This window comes from Methylopila henanensis, assembly GCF_042681025.1.
Taxonomy (GTDB): Bacteria; Pseudomonadota; Alphaproteobacteria; order Rhizobiales; family Methylopilaceae; genus Methylopila; species Methylopila henanensis.
Genome location: NZ_JBHUER010000001.1, coordinates 158,323 through 173,147 on the forward strand (window position 1 = coordinate 158,323; position 14,825 = coordinate 173,147).

Sequence of the window (14,825 nt, forward strand, 5' to 3'; positions counted from 1 at the left end):
GCCGCAGGCATGACCGCACGCGTCCTCGTCGTCGACGACCTTCACAGCAACCGCAAGCTGCTCGATCAGCGGCTCACCGCCGAATATTTCGAGGTCATCACCGCCTCGAACGGGCAGGAGGCGCTGGACATCTGCGCCCGCGCCCAGTGCGACATCGTCCTGCTCGACGTGATCATGCCGGGCATGGACGGGTTCGAGGTGTGCCGCCGGCTCAAGATCGATCCCAAGACGCACCACGTGCCGGTCGTGATGGTGACCTCGCTCGACCTGCCGGCCGACCGCGTGCGCGGGCTCGAAGCCGGCGCCGACGACTTCCTGACCAAGCCTGTCGCCGACGTGCCGCTGTTCGCGCGCGTACGATCGCTCGCCCGCCTCAAGATGCTCGGCGACGAGCTCCGGCTGCGCGCCCAGACCACGCGCGAGCTCGGCATGAGCGACATGCTGATGGACGTCATCAAGGACGACGGCCTCAACGGGCGCGTCCTTGTCGTCGACGACCGCCCGAGCTCCTCGGACCGCGTCGCCGCCGCGCTGGCGGGCCAGCAGCGGGTGGAGATCGAGCCCGACCCGCACGAGGCGCTGTTCCGCGCCGCGGAAGGCGACTTCGATCTCGCGATTGTCGCGCTCGGGCTCGAGGGCTTCGACGCGCTGCGGCTGTGCGCCCAGCTCCGTTCGCTGGAGCGGACCCGGACGCTGCCGATCCTGCTGCTGGCCGACCCCGACGACAACGGGCGGGTGCTGCGCGGGCTCGAGGTCGGAATCAACGACTACCTTGCGCGCCCGATCGATCCGAACGAGCTGGTGGCGCGCGTCCGCACGCAGGTGCGTCGCAGGCGCTACACCGAGCGGCTCCGCTCCAACGTCCAGGCCAGCATGGAGCTCGCGATCACCGACGGGCTCACCGGCCTGCACAATCGCCGCTACCTCGAGATGCACCTGCAGAGCCTCCTGGACCAGGCGACGGCGCGCAACCGGCCGCTGTCCGCGCTCGTGGTCGACATCGACCACTTCAAGGCCGTGAACGACACCCATGGCCACGACGTCGGCGACGAGGTGCTGCGGGAGGTCGCGAGGCGCCTGAAGGCCAGCGTGCGCGGCATCGACCTCGCCTGCCGGCTCGGCGGCGAGGAGTTCGTGGTGGTGATGCCGGAGACCGACGCCGCGGTGGCGCGCCTCGTGGCCGAGCGCATCCGCGGCCGGCTGGCCTCGGAGCCGGTCGCGAGCCGGGTCGCCGCGCCGCTGGCGGTCACGGCGTCGATCGGCGTCGCGACGTTCCATCCGGAAGCCGACGACGCCGCGGCGCTGATCAAGCGCGCCGACGTCGCGCTCTACCGCGCCAAGCGCGAGGGCCGGAATCGCGTCGTCGACGACGCCGCCTGACCGCCGCCACGACCCGCGAACGAAAAAGGCGCCCCGGAGGGCGCCTTTTGCGTTCAGAGATCCAAGATCACTTGATCTTGGTCTCCTTGAAGTCGACGTGCTTCTTGGCGACCGGATCGTACTTCTTCAGCACCATCTTCTCGGTCTTGGTGCGGGAGTTCTTGCTGGTCACGTAGAAAAAGCCGGTGTCGGCCGTGCTCAGCAGCTTGATCTTGATGTTGGCGGCTTTCGCCATGGCATGGACCTCGAGCGGGCGGGCGCGCGAGACGCCAGCGTCAGAATGTGAGCGCGCAACCTACTCACGCGCGCTCGGCTGTCAAGGGCGTCAGGCGCTGCGCAGCCGCGCGGCGGCCACCGCGACGAACAGCGCCATCAGCACGGCGATCGCGACGGGCACGCCGTAGGGCGGCCACAGGTCGAAGCCGACGCCCAGCGTCGGCGGGCCCGCGATCAGCCCGAGCGAGTACATCACCACGAAGGCGGCGTTGGCGGTGGCGAGGTCGACGCCGGAGAAGCGCGCTCCGAGATGGGCGAGCGCCACGGTGTAGAGCCCGCACACCACGCCGCCCCAGGCCGCGACGGTGACGTAGAGCCCCCAGCCGGAGCCTGCGAACGGCAGCGCGATCGCGCCGAGCAGCCCGACGACGCCGATGATCAGCAGCAGCAGGCGGCGGTCCATCCGGTCGCTGACGAGGCCGAGCGGAATCTGCAGCGCGACGTTGCCGACCTCCATCGCCGTGACCAGCAGCGCCGCCGACAGCGGCGCGAGGCCGACGTCGACGCCATAGAGCGGCAGGAAGGCGAAGGCCCCGGTCTCGACCGCGCCGAAGGTGAAGCCGGACAGGGTCGCGACCGGCGCGACGGCGAGGAAGAACAGGATGCCGCGGCCCGGCGCCGCGCGCTCGATCGGGGGCGCCGCGACGCCGGCGAAGAGCAGCGGCGCGCCGGCGACGAGGAACAGCGCCGCGCAGGCGAAGTAGGGCGCGAGCGAATCCATGCCGACGCCCGCGAGAATCAGCGGCCCTGAGCCGAGGCCGATCGACAGCGCGGTCGCGTAGACGCCCATCACCAGCCCGCGCGAGGCGGGCGGCGCGAGCGCGTTGATCCAGAACTCCGACAGCACGAACAGGATGGCGAGCGCGACGCCGAAGGCGAATCGCAGCGGGAACCACGCCCAGAGCGGCGCGACGAAGGCGAAGCCGAGAATCGACAGCGCGCCGAGCGCCAGCGCCGCGAACAGCGTCGCCCGAACCCCGAACCGGGACGCGACGCGGGGAATGAAGGGCGCGGTCACGACCGTCGCGATGCCGCCCATGGCGGTGTTGAAGCCGATCAGCGCCCCGCTCGCCCCGCGGCTTTCCATCGCGAAGGCGAGCAGCGGGATGGACAGGCTGAGGCCGACGCCCACCAGCGCGATGCAGGCGATGGCGACGCCGATGCCGACCTTGCGGTCGCGGGCGCTGAAGGCGGCGAGGGGATCGATCACGGCGGACATGGCGGCGGCGAGAAAGCACGCCCGCGCCCGCCGCGCCAGCCTCCGCCGCGCGCGGCCGGATTGCTCGGCGTTCCCGGTGGTCGAGCCGGAGGGGCGCCGGACGAGCGTGCTACAGCAGCTCCTGCTCCGACTTCGAGCCCTGGCGGTAGAAGGGAACGGGCAGGTCGCGCTCGAGCCCCTCGTCGAGGCGGCGCGCAAGATCCTTGAGCACGATCCGCGTGATCGGCGGCAGGTCGAGGTCGAGCGCATCGTCGAAGGTCACCCAGACCAGCTCCACCAGCTCCGCGTCCGGCGTGACGATTCCCTCGACGCGGCCTGCGACGAGGCTGGCGTCGGCGGCGAAGAAGCGGGTGTCGAACCGGCGCGGGCGGCCGGGCGGCGTGATCGCGCGCGCCACGAAATGCAGCCCTTCGAGCGAGGGGAACACGTCGGCCTCCGCGAACGGCTTCCAGGCCTCGCTCCGGGCTGCGAACGCGCCGGTTTCGCGCTCGCCGATCAGCAGCCCGGTCTCCTCGGCGAGTTCGCGCAGCGCCGCGAGGCCATAGGCGCGGGCGCGCGAGATGGTGGGGCGGCGCACCTGCGTCTGCAGCCGGCGCTCCACATGGGGGGCGTAGGCGCCGGCGATGTTGACCCGGCCGTCCTCGGTCTCGACGCGGCCGCCGGGGAAGACGTACTTGCCCGGCATGAAGCGCACGCCCTCGTGGCGCTTCCCCATCAGCAGCTTCGGCGACGCAGCCTCGCGGTCGACGAGGATGATGGTCGCGGCGTCCTTCGGCACGAGCCGCTGCGGCGCGGCGGCCTTCGCGGGCGGGACGACGCCCTGCTCCTCGCCGGCGCTCACGCCCGCGCGCCCCTGCGGGCGGGCGCGGGCGCCAGATGGGCGTCGTCGTCGGCGCCGCCGAAGCCGTGCATGCGCAGCGCCCATTGCAGGCCGACGAGCGCGCCCTTCACCGGCGGCAGCAGCGCCAGCGACATGGCGATGGTGAGCGGGATCCACAGGACGAGATGCACCCAGATTTCGGGCTTGCACGTCAGCTCGACCGCCATCAGCGCCGCCACGACCACATGGGCGACGATGCTGATGACGACGTAAGGCGGAGCGTCGTCGGCGCGCTGGTGGTGAAGCTCCTCGCCGCAGGCGGGGCAGGCGTCGTTCACCTTGAGATAGGCGCGGAACAGCCGGCCCTCGCCGCAGGCCGGGCACCGCAACTTCAAGCCGCGGCCCATGGCCGGCGCGACAGAGCGCGGAGGTCCTTCGGCCGCCTCGTCATGGCGGTGAAGCTCGAGCGTCATCAGCGTCGTCCTTTCGCCTTGCGGCCAGCTTTGGCTTTGGAGGCGGTCTTCCTGGCCCCCGAGCGGGCGGACTTCGCTCCGTCGCCGCCCGGCTTCGAGGCGCTCGCGGCCCGCCGCAGCCCGCGCTTGCCGCGCCCGACGGGCTTCGCCTGCCGGCCTTCCGACAGCATCTCGAACCGCAGCGCGCCCGCGACCGGCGCCGCCTCCACGAGCTTCACCCGCACCGTGTCGCCGAGCCGGAAACTCTCGCCGGTGGCGCTGCCGGTGAGCGCGCGGGCGGCTTCGTCATGCACGAAGTAGTCGTTTCCGAGCGAGCCGATCGGCACGAAGCCGTCCGCGCCGGTGCCTTCGAGCTTCACGAACAGGCCGGAGCGGGTGACGCCCGCGATGCGGCCGGTGAAGCTCGCGCCGACGCGGTCGGCGAGGAAATGCGCGATCAGCCGGTCGACGGTCTCGCGCTCGGCCGCCATCGCCCGGCGCTCCGACGCCGAGATGCGCGCGCCGATCTCGCCGAGCGTCTCGGGCGTCGCGCCGTCGGGCAGGCCGTCGGAGCCGAGATCGAGCGCGCGGATCAGCGCGCGGTGCACGATCAGGTCGGCGTAGCGGCGGATCGGCGAGGTGAAGTGAGCGTAGCGCCGCAGGTTGAGGCCGAAATGGCCGTAGTTCTCCGCGGCGTACTCGGCCTGCGCCTGGGTGCGCAGCACCACCTCGTTGACGAGCGTGGCGTTGTCCGAGCCTTCGACGCGGGCGAGGATGCGGTTGAAATGCATCGGCCGCAGGTTGCCCGCCTTCGGGGCCTCGATGTCGAGCGTCGCCAGCAGCTCGCGCAGCGCCTCGAGCTTTTCGAGCGAGGGCGCGTCGTGCACGCGGTAGATCAGCGGCGTCCGCCTCTGCTCCAGCGTCTCGGCGGCCGCGACGTTGGCGAGGATCATGCATTCCTCGATCAGCTTGTGGGCGTCGAGGCGGACCGGCGTGATGACGTCGTCGAGCGAGCCGTCCGGCTTCAGCAGCAGCTTGCGCTCGGGAATGTCGAGGTCGAGCGGCCCGCGGCCTTCGCGCGCGACCTTCAGCGAGGCGTAGGCCGCCCAGAGCGGGCGCAGCGCGACGTCGAGCAGCGGGCCGGTGGTCTCGTCCGGCGCGCCGTCGATCGCGGCCTGCGCCTGGGTGTAGGACAGCTTCGCCGCCGACTTCATCATCACGCGGTGGAAGGAGTGGCGGAGCTTGCGCCCGTCCTTCGCCAGATACATGCGCACCGCGAGCGCCGGCCGGTTCTCCAGCTCCCGCAGCGAGCACAGGTCGTTCGAGATCCGCTCCGGCAGCATCGGCACGACGCGATCGGGGAAATAGACCGAGTTGCCTCGGTCGAGCGCGGCGCGGTCGAGCGCCGAGTTCGGCCGGACATAGGACGCCACGTCCGCGATCGCGACGGTCAGGATGTGGCCGCCCGGATTGTTCGGGTCGGGGTCCGGCTCGGCGTGGACCGCGTCGTCGTGGTCCTTGGCGTCGTGGGGGTCGATGGTGACGAGCGGCAGCCGGCGCCAGTCCTCGCGGCCTTTCATCGTCGCCGGCCGCGCGGCCTCCGCCTCCGCCAGCGCCTCGCGGGCGAAGACGTGCGGGATGGCGTGGGCGTGGATCGCGATCAGGCTGACCGCCTTCTCGCTCTTGAGCGAACCGAGCTTCTCGCGCACCCGCGCGGTCGGCAGGCCGTAGCGCCCCTGCTTGACGATGTCGGCCGCGATCAGGTCGCCGTCCTGCGCGCCGTCGGCGAAGTCGGCGGGGATGGCGAGCTCCTTGCCCATGTTGCGCTTGTCGACGGGCACGAGCCGGCCGGACCCGTCGGGAAGCCCGCGGAACACGCCGAGCACGCGGGCCTGCGGTTTCGACAGCACCTTGACGACGCGGCCCTGGTGCGTCGGGCCGTCCGGCTCGATCTCGTCGAGCGGCTCGACCCGGATCAGAATGCGGTCGCCCACGCCCGGCGCAAGGCCCGGCGCGCGGCCGCGGGACGGGATCTGCACCAGGATGCGCGGGGAGGGGCCGAGATCGTCCTCGTCCCAGTCGGCCGGCGTCGCGATCAGCTCGCCGTCGTCGTCGCGGCCCGTCACATCCGCCAGCACCACGGACGGGAGGTGGCCGGCGCGGCCGATGGTCTTGCCGCGGCGGTTGACCACGCCTTCGGTCTCGAGCTCGGCCAGCAGGCGCTTGAGCTCGATCCGTTCCGCGCCGGTGATGTGGAAGGCGCGGGCGATCTCGCGCTTGCCGGTCTTGCCGCCCTGCGACGCGATGAAGGCCACCAGCTCCTCGCGCGAGGGCAGGCCGCGCGGCAGGACGGGCGGCGTCTTCGAAGATCTGGCGCTGGCGGCGGGTTTGCGGGCCAAGGTTTCCCTGCGGGCGATTATGCGATCAGGGCCGACCCTATACGATTTTCGCGCGCCGGGCGGCGAGCCCGCCGATCGGCGACGTCATCCGGGGCCGGACGCCGCCTGGGGTCAGATCATCCGGGGTCGGATCACTTGGGCTGGGTTCACTTGGGCGCGTCGGCCAGATGCTCCAGCAGCGCCACCGACGCCCGCTCCACCGTCATGCGCGGGTTCTTGTCGCACCAGTCGTCGACCCACTTGGTCAGCGCCTCGGCGTTGATGTCGACGTCCTTCTTGAGCGCGAGGCCCTGCCGGCCGAAGGCGGCGCCGGTGACGAAGGCGTGCGCCCAGGACTGGTAGGCTTCGTACCGGCCCTTGTCCGTGCGCTGGGCGTCGGTCCAGGCGCCGCAGGTCTTGGAGCCGATGCCCCACACGACATAGGCGCCGTCGGCCTTCGCCGGAGCGGACGCGAAAACGGCGGCGACCGCCGCGGCGAACATGATGCGTCGCATGATCCCGATTCCTCCCGGGGCCGCTCTTACTCGGCGGCCTTGCGCGTGGTCTTGGCGGCGGCGGGCTTCTTGGCCGCCTTTTTCGCCGCCGGCTTCTTCGTCGCGGTCTTCTCGGACGCCGGCTTCTTCGCTGCGGCCTTGCGCGCCGGCTTTTTGCCGCCGCCGGCCGCGGCCTTGGCGTCCACCAGCTTGATCGCGTCCTCGAGCGTCAGCGCGTCCGCTTCCGTGCCCTTGGGCAGCGTGGCGTTCACCGAGCCGTGCTTGACGTAGGGGCCGTAGCGCCCGGCGTGGACCGTGATGGCGCCGCCGTTCGGATGGTCGCCGAGCGCGCGTCCGGCGGGCGCAGCGCCGCGTCCGCGGCCGCCGCGCTCCTTCTTCTCCGCGATCACCGTGACGGCGCGGTTGAGGCCGACCGTGAACACCTCCTCGGGCGAATCGAGGTTGGCGTAGGAGCCGTCATGGCTGACATAGGGGCCGTAGCGGCCGAGATTGGCCTCGATCGGCTTGCCCGTCTCCGGGTGCAGGCCGACGAGCCGCGGCAGCGACAGCAGCTTGAGCGCGCCTTCGAGGTCGAGCTCCGCGGCCGACCAGCCCTTGGGCAGCGAGGAGCGCTTGGGCTTCTCCTTCTCCGCCGGCTCGCCGAGCTGGACGTAGGGGCCGAAGCGGCCGGCCCGCAGGGTCACGTCGAGCCCGGTCTCGGGGTCCTGGCCCAGCACCTTGACGCCGTCCGGCCCGGTGGCGGCCCCGTCCTCGCCGCCGGAATCGGCGCCGAGCGGCCGCGTGTAGCGGCATTCCGGATAGTTGGAGCAGCCGACGAAGGAGCCGAACTTGCCGAGCTTCAGCGACAGCGTCCCGGTGCCGCAGACCTGGCAGGTGCGCGGGTTCGAGCCGTCCGGCCTCGGCGGGAAGATGTAGGGGCCGAGAATCTCGTTCAGCGCGTCGATGACCTGCGCGAACCTGAGCTCCTTGGTGCTCTCGACGGCGCCGGCGAAGTCCTTCCAGAAGGCGCGCAGCACCTCCTTCCAGTCCAGCTCGTGGTTCGAGACCTTGTCGAGCTGCTCCTCGAGCGCCGCCGTGAAGTCGTACTCGACGTAGCGGTCGAAGAAGCTCTGCAGGAAGGCGGTGACGAGCCGGCCCTTGTCGTCCGGCACCAGCCGCTTCTTGTCGATCTTGACGTATTCGCGGTCGCGCAGGACGGCGAGCGTGGCGGCGTAGGTGGAGGGACGGCCGATGCCGAGCTCCTCCATGCGCTTGACGAGCGCAGCCTCGGTGTAGCGCGGCGGCGGCTCGGTGTGATGCTGCGTGGCGGCGACGGGACCGAGGCGCTTCAGCGGATCGCCCGCGGCCATGGCCGGCAGGCGCTTCGCCTCTTCGTCGTCCTCGTCGTCGCGGCCTTCCTGGTAGAGCGCGAGGAAGCCGTCGAAGGTGACGACCGTGCCGCTGGCGCGCAGCTCGATCGGGCGGCCCGATCCGACCGCCGCGATGTCGACCGTGGTCCGCTCGACCTCGGCAGACTCCATCTGGCTCGCGACGGTGCGCTTCCAGATCAGGTCGTAGAGCCGGGCCTGGTCGTCGTCGAGGCGCTTCGCCATCTCCTTCGGCGTGCGGCGCGGATCGGTCGGGCGGACGGCCTCGTGGGCCTCCTGCGCGTTCTTCGCCTTCACGGCGTATTTGCGCGGCGCGCCGGGAACATAGCGGTCGCCGTAGTCCGCGCCGATCACCGCGCGCACGGCCGTGACCGCGCTCGGGTCCATGTCGACGCCGTCGGTCCGCATATAGGTGATGAGGCCGACCGTCTCGCCGCCGAGGTCGATGCCCTCGTAGAGCCGCTGGGCGATCTGCATGGTGCGGTTCGGGGCGAGGCCGAGCTTCCGGCTCGCCTCCTGCTGCAGGGTCGAGGTGGTGAAGGGCGGCGGCGGGTTGCGCTTGCCGGGCTTCGCCTCGACGCTCGACACCTTGAGATCGGAGGCCTCGATCGCGGCCTTGAGCGCCTTCGCGGTCGCTTCGTCGGGAATGTCGAGGCGGCCGATCCTGCGGCCGTCGGCGGAGGAGATGCGGGCCTCGAAGGCCTCGCCCTTCGGCGTCGCGAGATTGGCGACGAGCGACCAGTATTCGCGCGGGACGAAGCGCTCGATCTCGGCTTCGCGCTCGCAGACGAGCCGTAGCGCGACCGACTGCACCCGGCCGGCGGAGCGGGCGCCCGGCAGCTTCCGCCACAGCACCGGCGAGAGGTTGAAGCCGACGAGATAGTCCAGCGCCCGGCGGGCGAGATAGGCGTCGACCAGCGCGACGTCGATCTCGCGCGGCTTCTTCATCGCGTCGAGAATCGCCTGCTTGGTGATGGCGTTGAAGACGACGCGCTCGACCGGCTGGTCCTTGATCGCCTTCTTGGCCCGCAGCACCTCGAGCACATGCCACGAGATGGCCTCGCCCTCGCGGTCCGGGTCGGTCGCGAGGATGAGCCGGTCGGCGCCCTTCACGGCGCGGGCGATCTCGTTCAGCCGCTGGGCGGACTTGCCGTCGACCTCCCACAGCATCGCGAAGTCGGCCTCCGGATCGACCGAGCCGTCCTTGGCCGGCAGATCGCGCACGTGTCCGTAAGAGGCGAGGACCTCATAGTCGGAGCCGAGATACTTGTTGATCGTCTTCGCCTTCGCAGGCGATTCGACGATGACGACGTTGTGCATGAAACGGAAGCCCTTCCGCGACGCCCGGGCCATTCGGCGGCGGCGGCGAAAATGGGGAAGCGCCCTGCCGGTGTCAAATCCAGGGCGCGGGGCGGTTATGCAACCTATATGCACGTCTGTTCATAACGTGCAATCAAAGGTATATATCGCGATCATTTTAGGGATCGGAGGATGGCCGTCGATGGTGAAGGTCGCGCGCGGAACGCAGTCGATGTCGCCGCCGGTCGGGGCGGAAGAGACCGCGGCCTATGTCGCGACGTTGGCCGGGGAGCTGTCGCGGCTTTCGCGGCGGTCGGGCCTGCCGACGCTCGCCTATCTCCTGGACATGGCGCGGCTTGAGGCCGAAGGGCATCTGGCGGGCGAGGCGGCGTTGCGCGCGCGACCCTCAGACCCAGGCGTCGGGCTGCCGTAGCGCCACGCGCCCGCCGGCCATCCGCTCCAGCCGGCCGGCGAGCTCGAGCTCCAGCAGCACGAGCTGGACGCCGCGGGCGTCGACGCCGGACTGGCGCACGATCTCGTCCACGGCGGCGGGGGCGGGACCCAGAAGCTCCAGCACCCGGGCGCGCTCGTCGGCGGCGGGCTCCGCGGGGCGGAAGCCGGCGGTCTCTGCCTGCGCCAGCGAAATCGGCTTCGGCTCCGGCGGCCCGCGGTCGACCATGGGGGACAGCGCCTCCAGCACGTGCTCGGCGCGGGTGACAAAGGTGGCGCCGTCGCGCAGCAGCGCGTTCGAGCCCTCGCAGCGCGGATCGAGCGGCGAGCCCGGCGCGGCCATGACCTCGCGGCCGATCTCGGCGGCGAGGCGCGCCGTGATGAGCGAGCCCGACCGCGTCGCGGCCTCCACGATCACGACGCCGAGCGACATGCCGGCGATGATGCGGTTGCGGCGGGGGAAGTCGCGGCCGCGCGGCTGCCAGCCGAGCGGCATCTCGGTGACGAGCGCGCCGTGCTCGATGATGCGTCGGGCGAGGTCGGCGTGCTCGGGCGGATAGATCCGGTCGAGCCCGCCCGCGCAGGCCGCGACGGTGCCGCTCTCGATCGACGCGGCGTGGGCCGCGGCGTCGACGCCGCGGGCGAGGCCCGAGGCGATCACCCATCCGGCCCCGCCGAGGTCGGCCGCGAGGCGGGCGGCGAAGCTGCGGCCGGCGGAGGAGGCGTTGCGCGCGCCGACGATTCCGACCGCCGGACGATGGAACACGGAAGGATCGCCTGCGACCGTCAGCAGCGGGGGCGCGCCGTCGGCGGCGGCGAGCGCGCGGGGATAGTCCGCCTCGCCGAGCGCGATCATGCGGGCGCCGAGGCGCTCGACCTCGGCGAACTCGTCCTCGGCCTCCGCGCGTGACGCGACCCGGATGGCGCGTCCGCCGCGGCGCGCGAGGGTCGGCAGCGCGTCGAGCGCGGCCGAAGCGCCGCCGAAATGGTTCACAAGATCACGGAACGCGCGGGGGCCGACGTTCTCGGACCGGATGAGCCGCAGCCAGGCGACGCGCTGTTCGGGCGTCAGGCGCGGCATGGCGGTCAGGCCCCGGCGCCGGGCGAGGGCGAGGACCGCTCGCCGATGCGGCCTTCACGCCCCTCCAGCAGCCGCCCGATGTTCTCGCGGTGGAGCAGCCAGAGCGCCGCGGTCATGGCCCCGAACACGCCGGCCGCGACTGGGCCTTCCCCGAACAGCAGCAGGAGCAGCGGCGCCAGTAGGCTCGCCGTCAGCGCCGAGGCGGAGGAGTAGCGCGTCGCCGCGGCGACCGCGATCCATGTGGCGGCGAAGGCGAGGGCGACCGGCCACGCCACGCCGATCAGCGCGCCGAGATAGGTCGCGACGCCCTTGCCGCCCTTGAACCTCAGCCAGACGGGGAAGACGTGGCCGACGAAGGCGGCCGCGCCGGCGACGAGGCCCGCCGTAGGTCCCCAGAGAGGCGCCGCGATCAGGACCGCGGCGGTCGCCTTCAGCATGTCCCCGAGCAGCGTCGCGGCGGCGAGGTCCTTGCGCCCGGTGCGCAGCACGTTGGTGGTGCCGATGTTGCCGGAGCCGATCTTGCGGAGGTCGCCCGCGCCGGCCGCCCGGGTCACGATGACGCCGAACGGAATCGAGCCGAGCAGGTAGCCGAGGACGGCGGCTGCGATCAGTGCGGCTGCGGAGACATCCGGCATGGCGGGAGCTCGAAATGACGGCGGGGCGGCGCGCGCCGCCGCTCAACCGTAGGGATAGACGGGGCGGCCGGCAACGACCGTGCGGAGCACGCGGCCCTGAAGCCGGGCCTCGTCATAGGGCGTGTTCTTCGACTTGGACTTGAGCGTCGCGGCGTCGAGGACCCAAGGGGCCTCGAGGTCGAACAGCACGAGGTCGGCCGGCGCTCCGGCCTTGAGGGCGCCGCCGGGCAGGCCGAGCATCTCGGCCGGCCGGGTCGACATCGCGGCCAGCAGCCGGTGCAGCGTGACGTCGCCGGAATGGACGAGACGCAGCGCCGCCGGAAGCATGGTTTCGAGCCCGATCGCGCCGTCGTCGGCTTCCGCGAACGGCCGGCGCTTGGTCTCCACGTCCTGCGGGTCGTGCGCGGAGCACACCACGTCGATCAGCCCGTCGGCGAGCGCCTGCACCAGCGCGCGGCGGTCGTCCTCGTGGCGGAGCGGCGGCGCGAGCTTGAAGAACGTGCGGTACTCGCCGACGTCGTTCTCGTTCAGCGTCAGATGCGCGACGGAGGCGCCGCAGGTCACAGTCGAGCCCGCGGCCTTGGCGCGACGCACCACGTCGAGGCTCTCCGCGCAGGTGACGAGGCTCGCGTGGTAGCGGGCGCCGGTCAGCGCCGCGAGGCGGACGTCGCGCTCGATCACGATCGCCTCCGCCGCCGTCGGGCGGCCGGGCAGGCCGAGCCGGCTCGCGAACTCGCCCTCGTTCATGGCGCCGCCGGAGGAAAGCTCGGCGTCCTCGGCGTGATGGCAGATCAGCGCGCCGAAATCGCGGCCGTAGGCCATGGCGCGGCGCATCACGCGCGCGCTCGCGATCGAGCGCGGCCCGTCGGTGAAGGCGACAGCGCCGGCTTCGAGCAGCAGCCCGATCTCCGTCATCTCGTTGCCGGCGAGCCCCTTGGTGAGGGCCGCCATCGGATGGAACCGGACGCTCGCGGTGTCGCGGGCGCGGCGCATCAGGTAGTCGACGATCTCCGGCGCGTCGACCGGAGGCGTCGTGTCGGGGCGCGCGACGATGGTCGTCACGCCGCCGGCCGCCGCCGCCCGGCTCGCGGCTTCGATGGTCTCGCGGTGCTCGGCGCCCGGCTCGCCGACGAAGGCGCCGAGATCGACGAGGCCCGGCGCCAGCACATGGCTGCGGCAGTCGATCGTCTCGGCCCGCGCCGAGGGCGCGACCTTCGCGCCGACCTCGGCGATGACCCCGTCGTCGACCAGCAGCGAGCCGATCTCGTCGCGGCCGCTCGCGGGGCAGATGAGGCGGGCGTTGACGTAGAGGGTGGGACGGTCGGCGGGCGGCTGCATCTTGGTCACGCGTCCGGCAGGTGCTGCGCGAGCGTTTCGAGCACGGCCATGCGCACCGCGACGCCCATCTCGACCTGGTCGCGGATCAGCGAGCGCGGGCCGTCGGCGACCTCGGAGGCGATCTCGACGCCGCGGTTCATGGGGCCGGGATGCATCACGACCGCGTCCGGCGCGGCGTAGGCGAGCTTGACGGCGTCGAGCCCGAAATGGGCGAAGTACTCCTTCACCGAGGGCACGAACGAGCCGTTCATGCGCTCGAGCTGCAGGCGCAGCATCATCACCACGTCGGCGCCGGCGAGGCCCTCGCTCATAGTGCGGAACACCTTGACGCCCATCCGCTCGATCCCGACCGGGAGCAGCGTCGACGGCGCGATCACGCGGACCTCGGCCCCGAGCGCGTTCAGCAGCAGGATGTTGGAGCGCGCCACGCGGCTGTGGAGCACGTCGCCGCAGATCGCCACCACGAGGCCGTGGATCCCGCCCTTGGCGCGCTTGATGGTGAGGGCGTCGAGCAGCGCCTGGGTCGGGTGCTCGTGGGCGCCGTCGCCGGCGTTCACGACCGAGCAGTCGACCTTCTGCGCCAGCAGCGCGACCGCCCCGGCGGCGTGGTGGCGCACGACGATCACGTCCGGCCGCATCGCGTTCAGCGTGGCGGCGGTGTCGAGCACCGTCTCGCCCTTCTTCATCGACGAGTTGCCGACCGACATGTTCATGACGTCGGCGCCGAGGCGCTTGCCGGCGATCTCGAACGAGGACTGGGTCCGGGTCGAGTTCTCGAAGAACAGGTTGATCTGGGTGCGTCCGCGAAGCGTGGCGCGCTTCTTCTCGACCTGCCGGTTGAGCGCGACCGCGTCCTCGGCGGCCGCGAGCAGATGGGAGATATCGGCCGGCGACAGCCCGGCGATGCCGAGCAGGTGCCGGTGCGGGAACAGCGCGGGGGAAGCGGCGGGCGTGGGCATCGAGGAGCGGTCATAGCCTCTGCGCGCGCGCTCCGGCAAGCGGCCCGGGCGCACGCTCCACCGCCGCTTTGCCGCGAATGGCCGCGTAGGTTATCATCTTGTTCGGGAGCGCGGCGTTACCGTCTGCGATCCGCCGGCCGTGCCGGCGGCGTCGGGCGGGGGCCGCATGAGGGCGGCGACGACACGACTACGCGACAGGAGATTGCGCGAATGACGTCCTTCATCAAGCTTGGTCTGGCCGGCGCCTGCGCGTTCGGCATGGCGTTCGGCAGCCTGCCGGCGCAGGCGGCGTGGGTCGGCTCAGCCGCCGCCGTCCAGACCGCCAAAACGTCCTCGATCGAGACGGTCGGCTGGCGCGAGCGCCGCGGCTACTATCGGGGCGGCGGCCGCCACTATCACTACCACCGCCATCGCCGCGGCGGCGGGAACGCGGCGGGCTACGCCGCGGCCGGCATTCTCGGCCTCGCGGCGGGCGCCGCCATCGCCGGGTCCGCGAGCCGCGACCGCTACTATGACGAGGGCCCGCGCCGCGTCTATGTCGAGGAACCGCGCCGCTACCGCCAGTGCCGGGTCACCCGCTGGGGCGAGAACCGCTACGGCGACCCGGTGCGGGTGACGAGCTACCGTCCCTGCTGATCCGAACCGCGCCTCATGGC

General features: G+C 72.0%; 14 protein-coding genes. 3 read left to right on the plus strand and 11 right to left on the minus strand.

Going from position 1 to position 14,825, the window contains the following annotated elements:
• Positions 1-9: 9 nt before the first annotated feature.
• Entirely contained in the window at positions 10-1,380 is a 1,371-nt protein-coding gene (locus tag ACFSCV_RS00810; protein WP_378796061.1) for a PleD family two-component system response regulator, read from the plus strand.
• Positions 1,381-1,447: 67 nt separating this feature from the next.
• On the opposite strand, the gene rpmG is transcribed toward ACFSCV_RS00810, so the two are convergent.
• The 7 genes from rpmG to topA form a co-directional block, all read right to left on the minus strand.
• On the minus strand, positions 1,448-1,615 hold the full coding sequence (gene rpmG / locus ACFSCV_RS00815) for a 50S ribosomal protein L33 (RefSeq protein WP_271201288.1): 168 nt from the start codon (positions 1,613-1,615) through the stop codon (positions 1,448-1,450).
• 90 nt (positions 1,616-1,705) lie between these two features.
• Entirely contained in the window at positions 1,706-2,875 is a 1,170-nt protein-coding gene (locus ACFSCV_RS00820; protein ID WP_378796063.1) for an MFS transporter, read from the minus strand.
• A 109-nt stretch (positions 2,876-2,984) separates the two neighbouring features.
• Complete coding sequence (locus tag ACFSCV_RS00825; protein ID WP_378796065.1) at positions 2,985-3,716, minus strand: NUDIX hydrolase; 732 nt, start codon at positions 3,714-3,716, stop codon at positions 2,985-2,987.
• Positions 3,713-4,168, minus strand: a complete 456-nt coding sequence (locus ACFSCV_RS00830; protein ID WP_378796067.1) for a DUF983 domain-containing protein — start codon at positions 4,166-4,168, stop codon at positions 3,713-3,715. The genes ACFSCV_RS00825 and ACFSCV_RS00830 overlap by 4 nt, the downstream gene beginning before the upstream one ends.
• Complete coding sequence (gene rnr / locus ACFSCV_RS00835) at positions 4,168-6,546, minus strand: ribonuclease R (protein WP_378796069.1); 2,379 nt, start codon at positions 6,544-6,546, stop codon at positions 4,168-4,170. Before rnr ends, ACFSCV_RS00830 begins: the two co-directional genes overlap by 1 nt.
• Before the next feature lie 146 nt (positions 6,547-6,692).
• Positions 6,693-7,040, minus strand: a complete 348-nt coding sequence (locus ACFSCV_RS00840) for a hypothetical protein (RefSeq protein ID WP_378796071.1) — start codon at positions 7,038-7,040, stop codon at positions 6,693-6,695.
• Positions 7,041-7,066: 26 nt separating this feature from the next.
• Positions 7,067-9,727 (minus strand): type I DNA topoisomerase, encoded by a 2,661-nt coding sequence (gene topA, locus ACFSCV_RS00845; RefSeq protein WP_378796073.1) that lies wholly within the window; start codon positions 9,725-9,727, stop codon positions 7,067-7,069.
• Between the two features lie 181 nt (positions 9,728-9,908).
• Here topA and ACFSCV_RS00850 point away from each other — a divergent pair, with 181 nt between their 5' ends.
• The gene (locus tag ACFSCV_RS00850) at positions 9,909-10,139 is read left to right on the plus strand and encodes a hypothetical protein (RefSeq protein WP_378796075.1); all 231 of its coding nucleotides are present in this window, start codon (positions 9,909-9,911) and stop codon (positions 10,137-10,139) included.
• On the opposite strand, the gene dprA is transcribed toward ACFSCV_RS00850, so the two are convergent.
• Genes dprA through ACFSCV_RS00870 form a run of 4 tightly spaced genes read right to left on the minus strand, consistent with a single transcriptional unit; the run spans position 10,113 to position 14,169 of the window.
• Complete coding sequence (gene dprA, locus ACFSCV_RS00855) at positions 10,113-11,237, minus strand: DNA-processing protein DprA (RefSeq protein WP_378796077.1); 1,125 nt, start codon at positions 11,235-11,237, stop codon at positions 10,113-10,115. The genes ACFSCV_RS00850 and dprA overlap by 27 nt on opposite strands.
• Positions 11,238-11,242: 5 nt before the next feature.
• Positions 11,243-11,872, minus strand: a complete 630-nt coding sequence (plsY, locus tag ACFSCV_RS00860) for a glycerol-3-phosphate 1-O-acyltransferase PlsY (RefSeq protein WP_378796079.1) — start codon at positions 11,870-11,872, stop codon at positions 11,243-11,245.
• Positions 11,873-11,914: 42 nt separating this feature from the next.
• Positions 11,915-13,210, minus strand: a complete 1,296-nt coding sequence (locus ACFSCV_RS00865; RefSeq protein ID WP_378796081.1) for a dihydroorotase — start codon at positions 13,208-13,210, stop codon at positions 11,915-11,917.
• Positions 13,211-13,215: 5 nt separating this feature from the next.
• A complete protein-coding gene (locus ACFSCV_RS00870) occupies positions 13,216-14,169 on the minus strand; it encodes an aspartate carbamoyltransferase catalytic subunit (RefSeq protein WP_378796083.1) in 954 nt (317 codons plus the stop codon).
• 210 nt (positions 14,170-14,379) lie between these two features.
• Here ACFSCV_RS00870 and ACFSCV_RS00875 point away from each other — a divergent pair, with 210 nt between their 5' ends.
• A complete protein-coding gene (locus tag ACFSCV_RS00875) occupies positions 14,380-14,805 on the plus strand; it encodes a hypothetical protein (protein ID WP_378796085.1) in 426 nt (141 codons plus the stop codon).
• Positions 14,806-14,825: the final 20 nt, after the last annotated feature.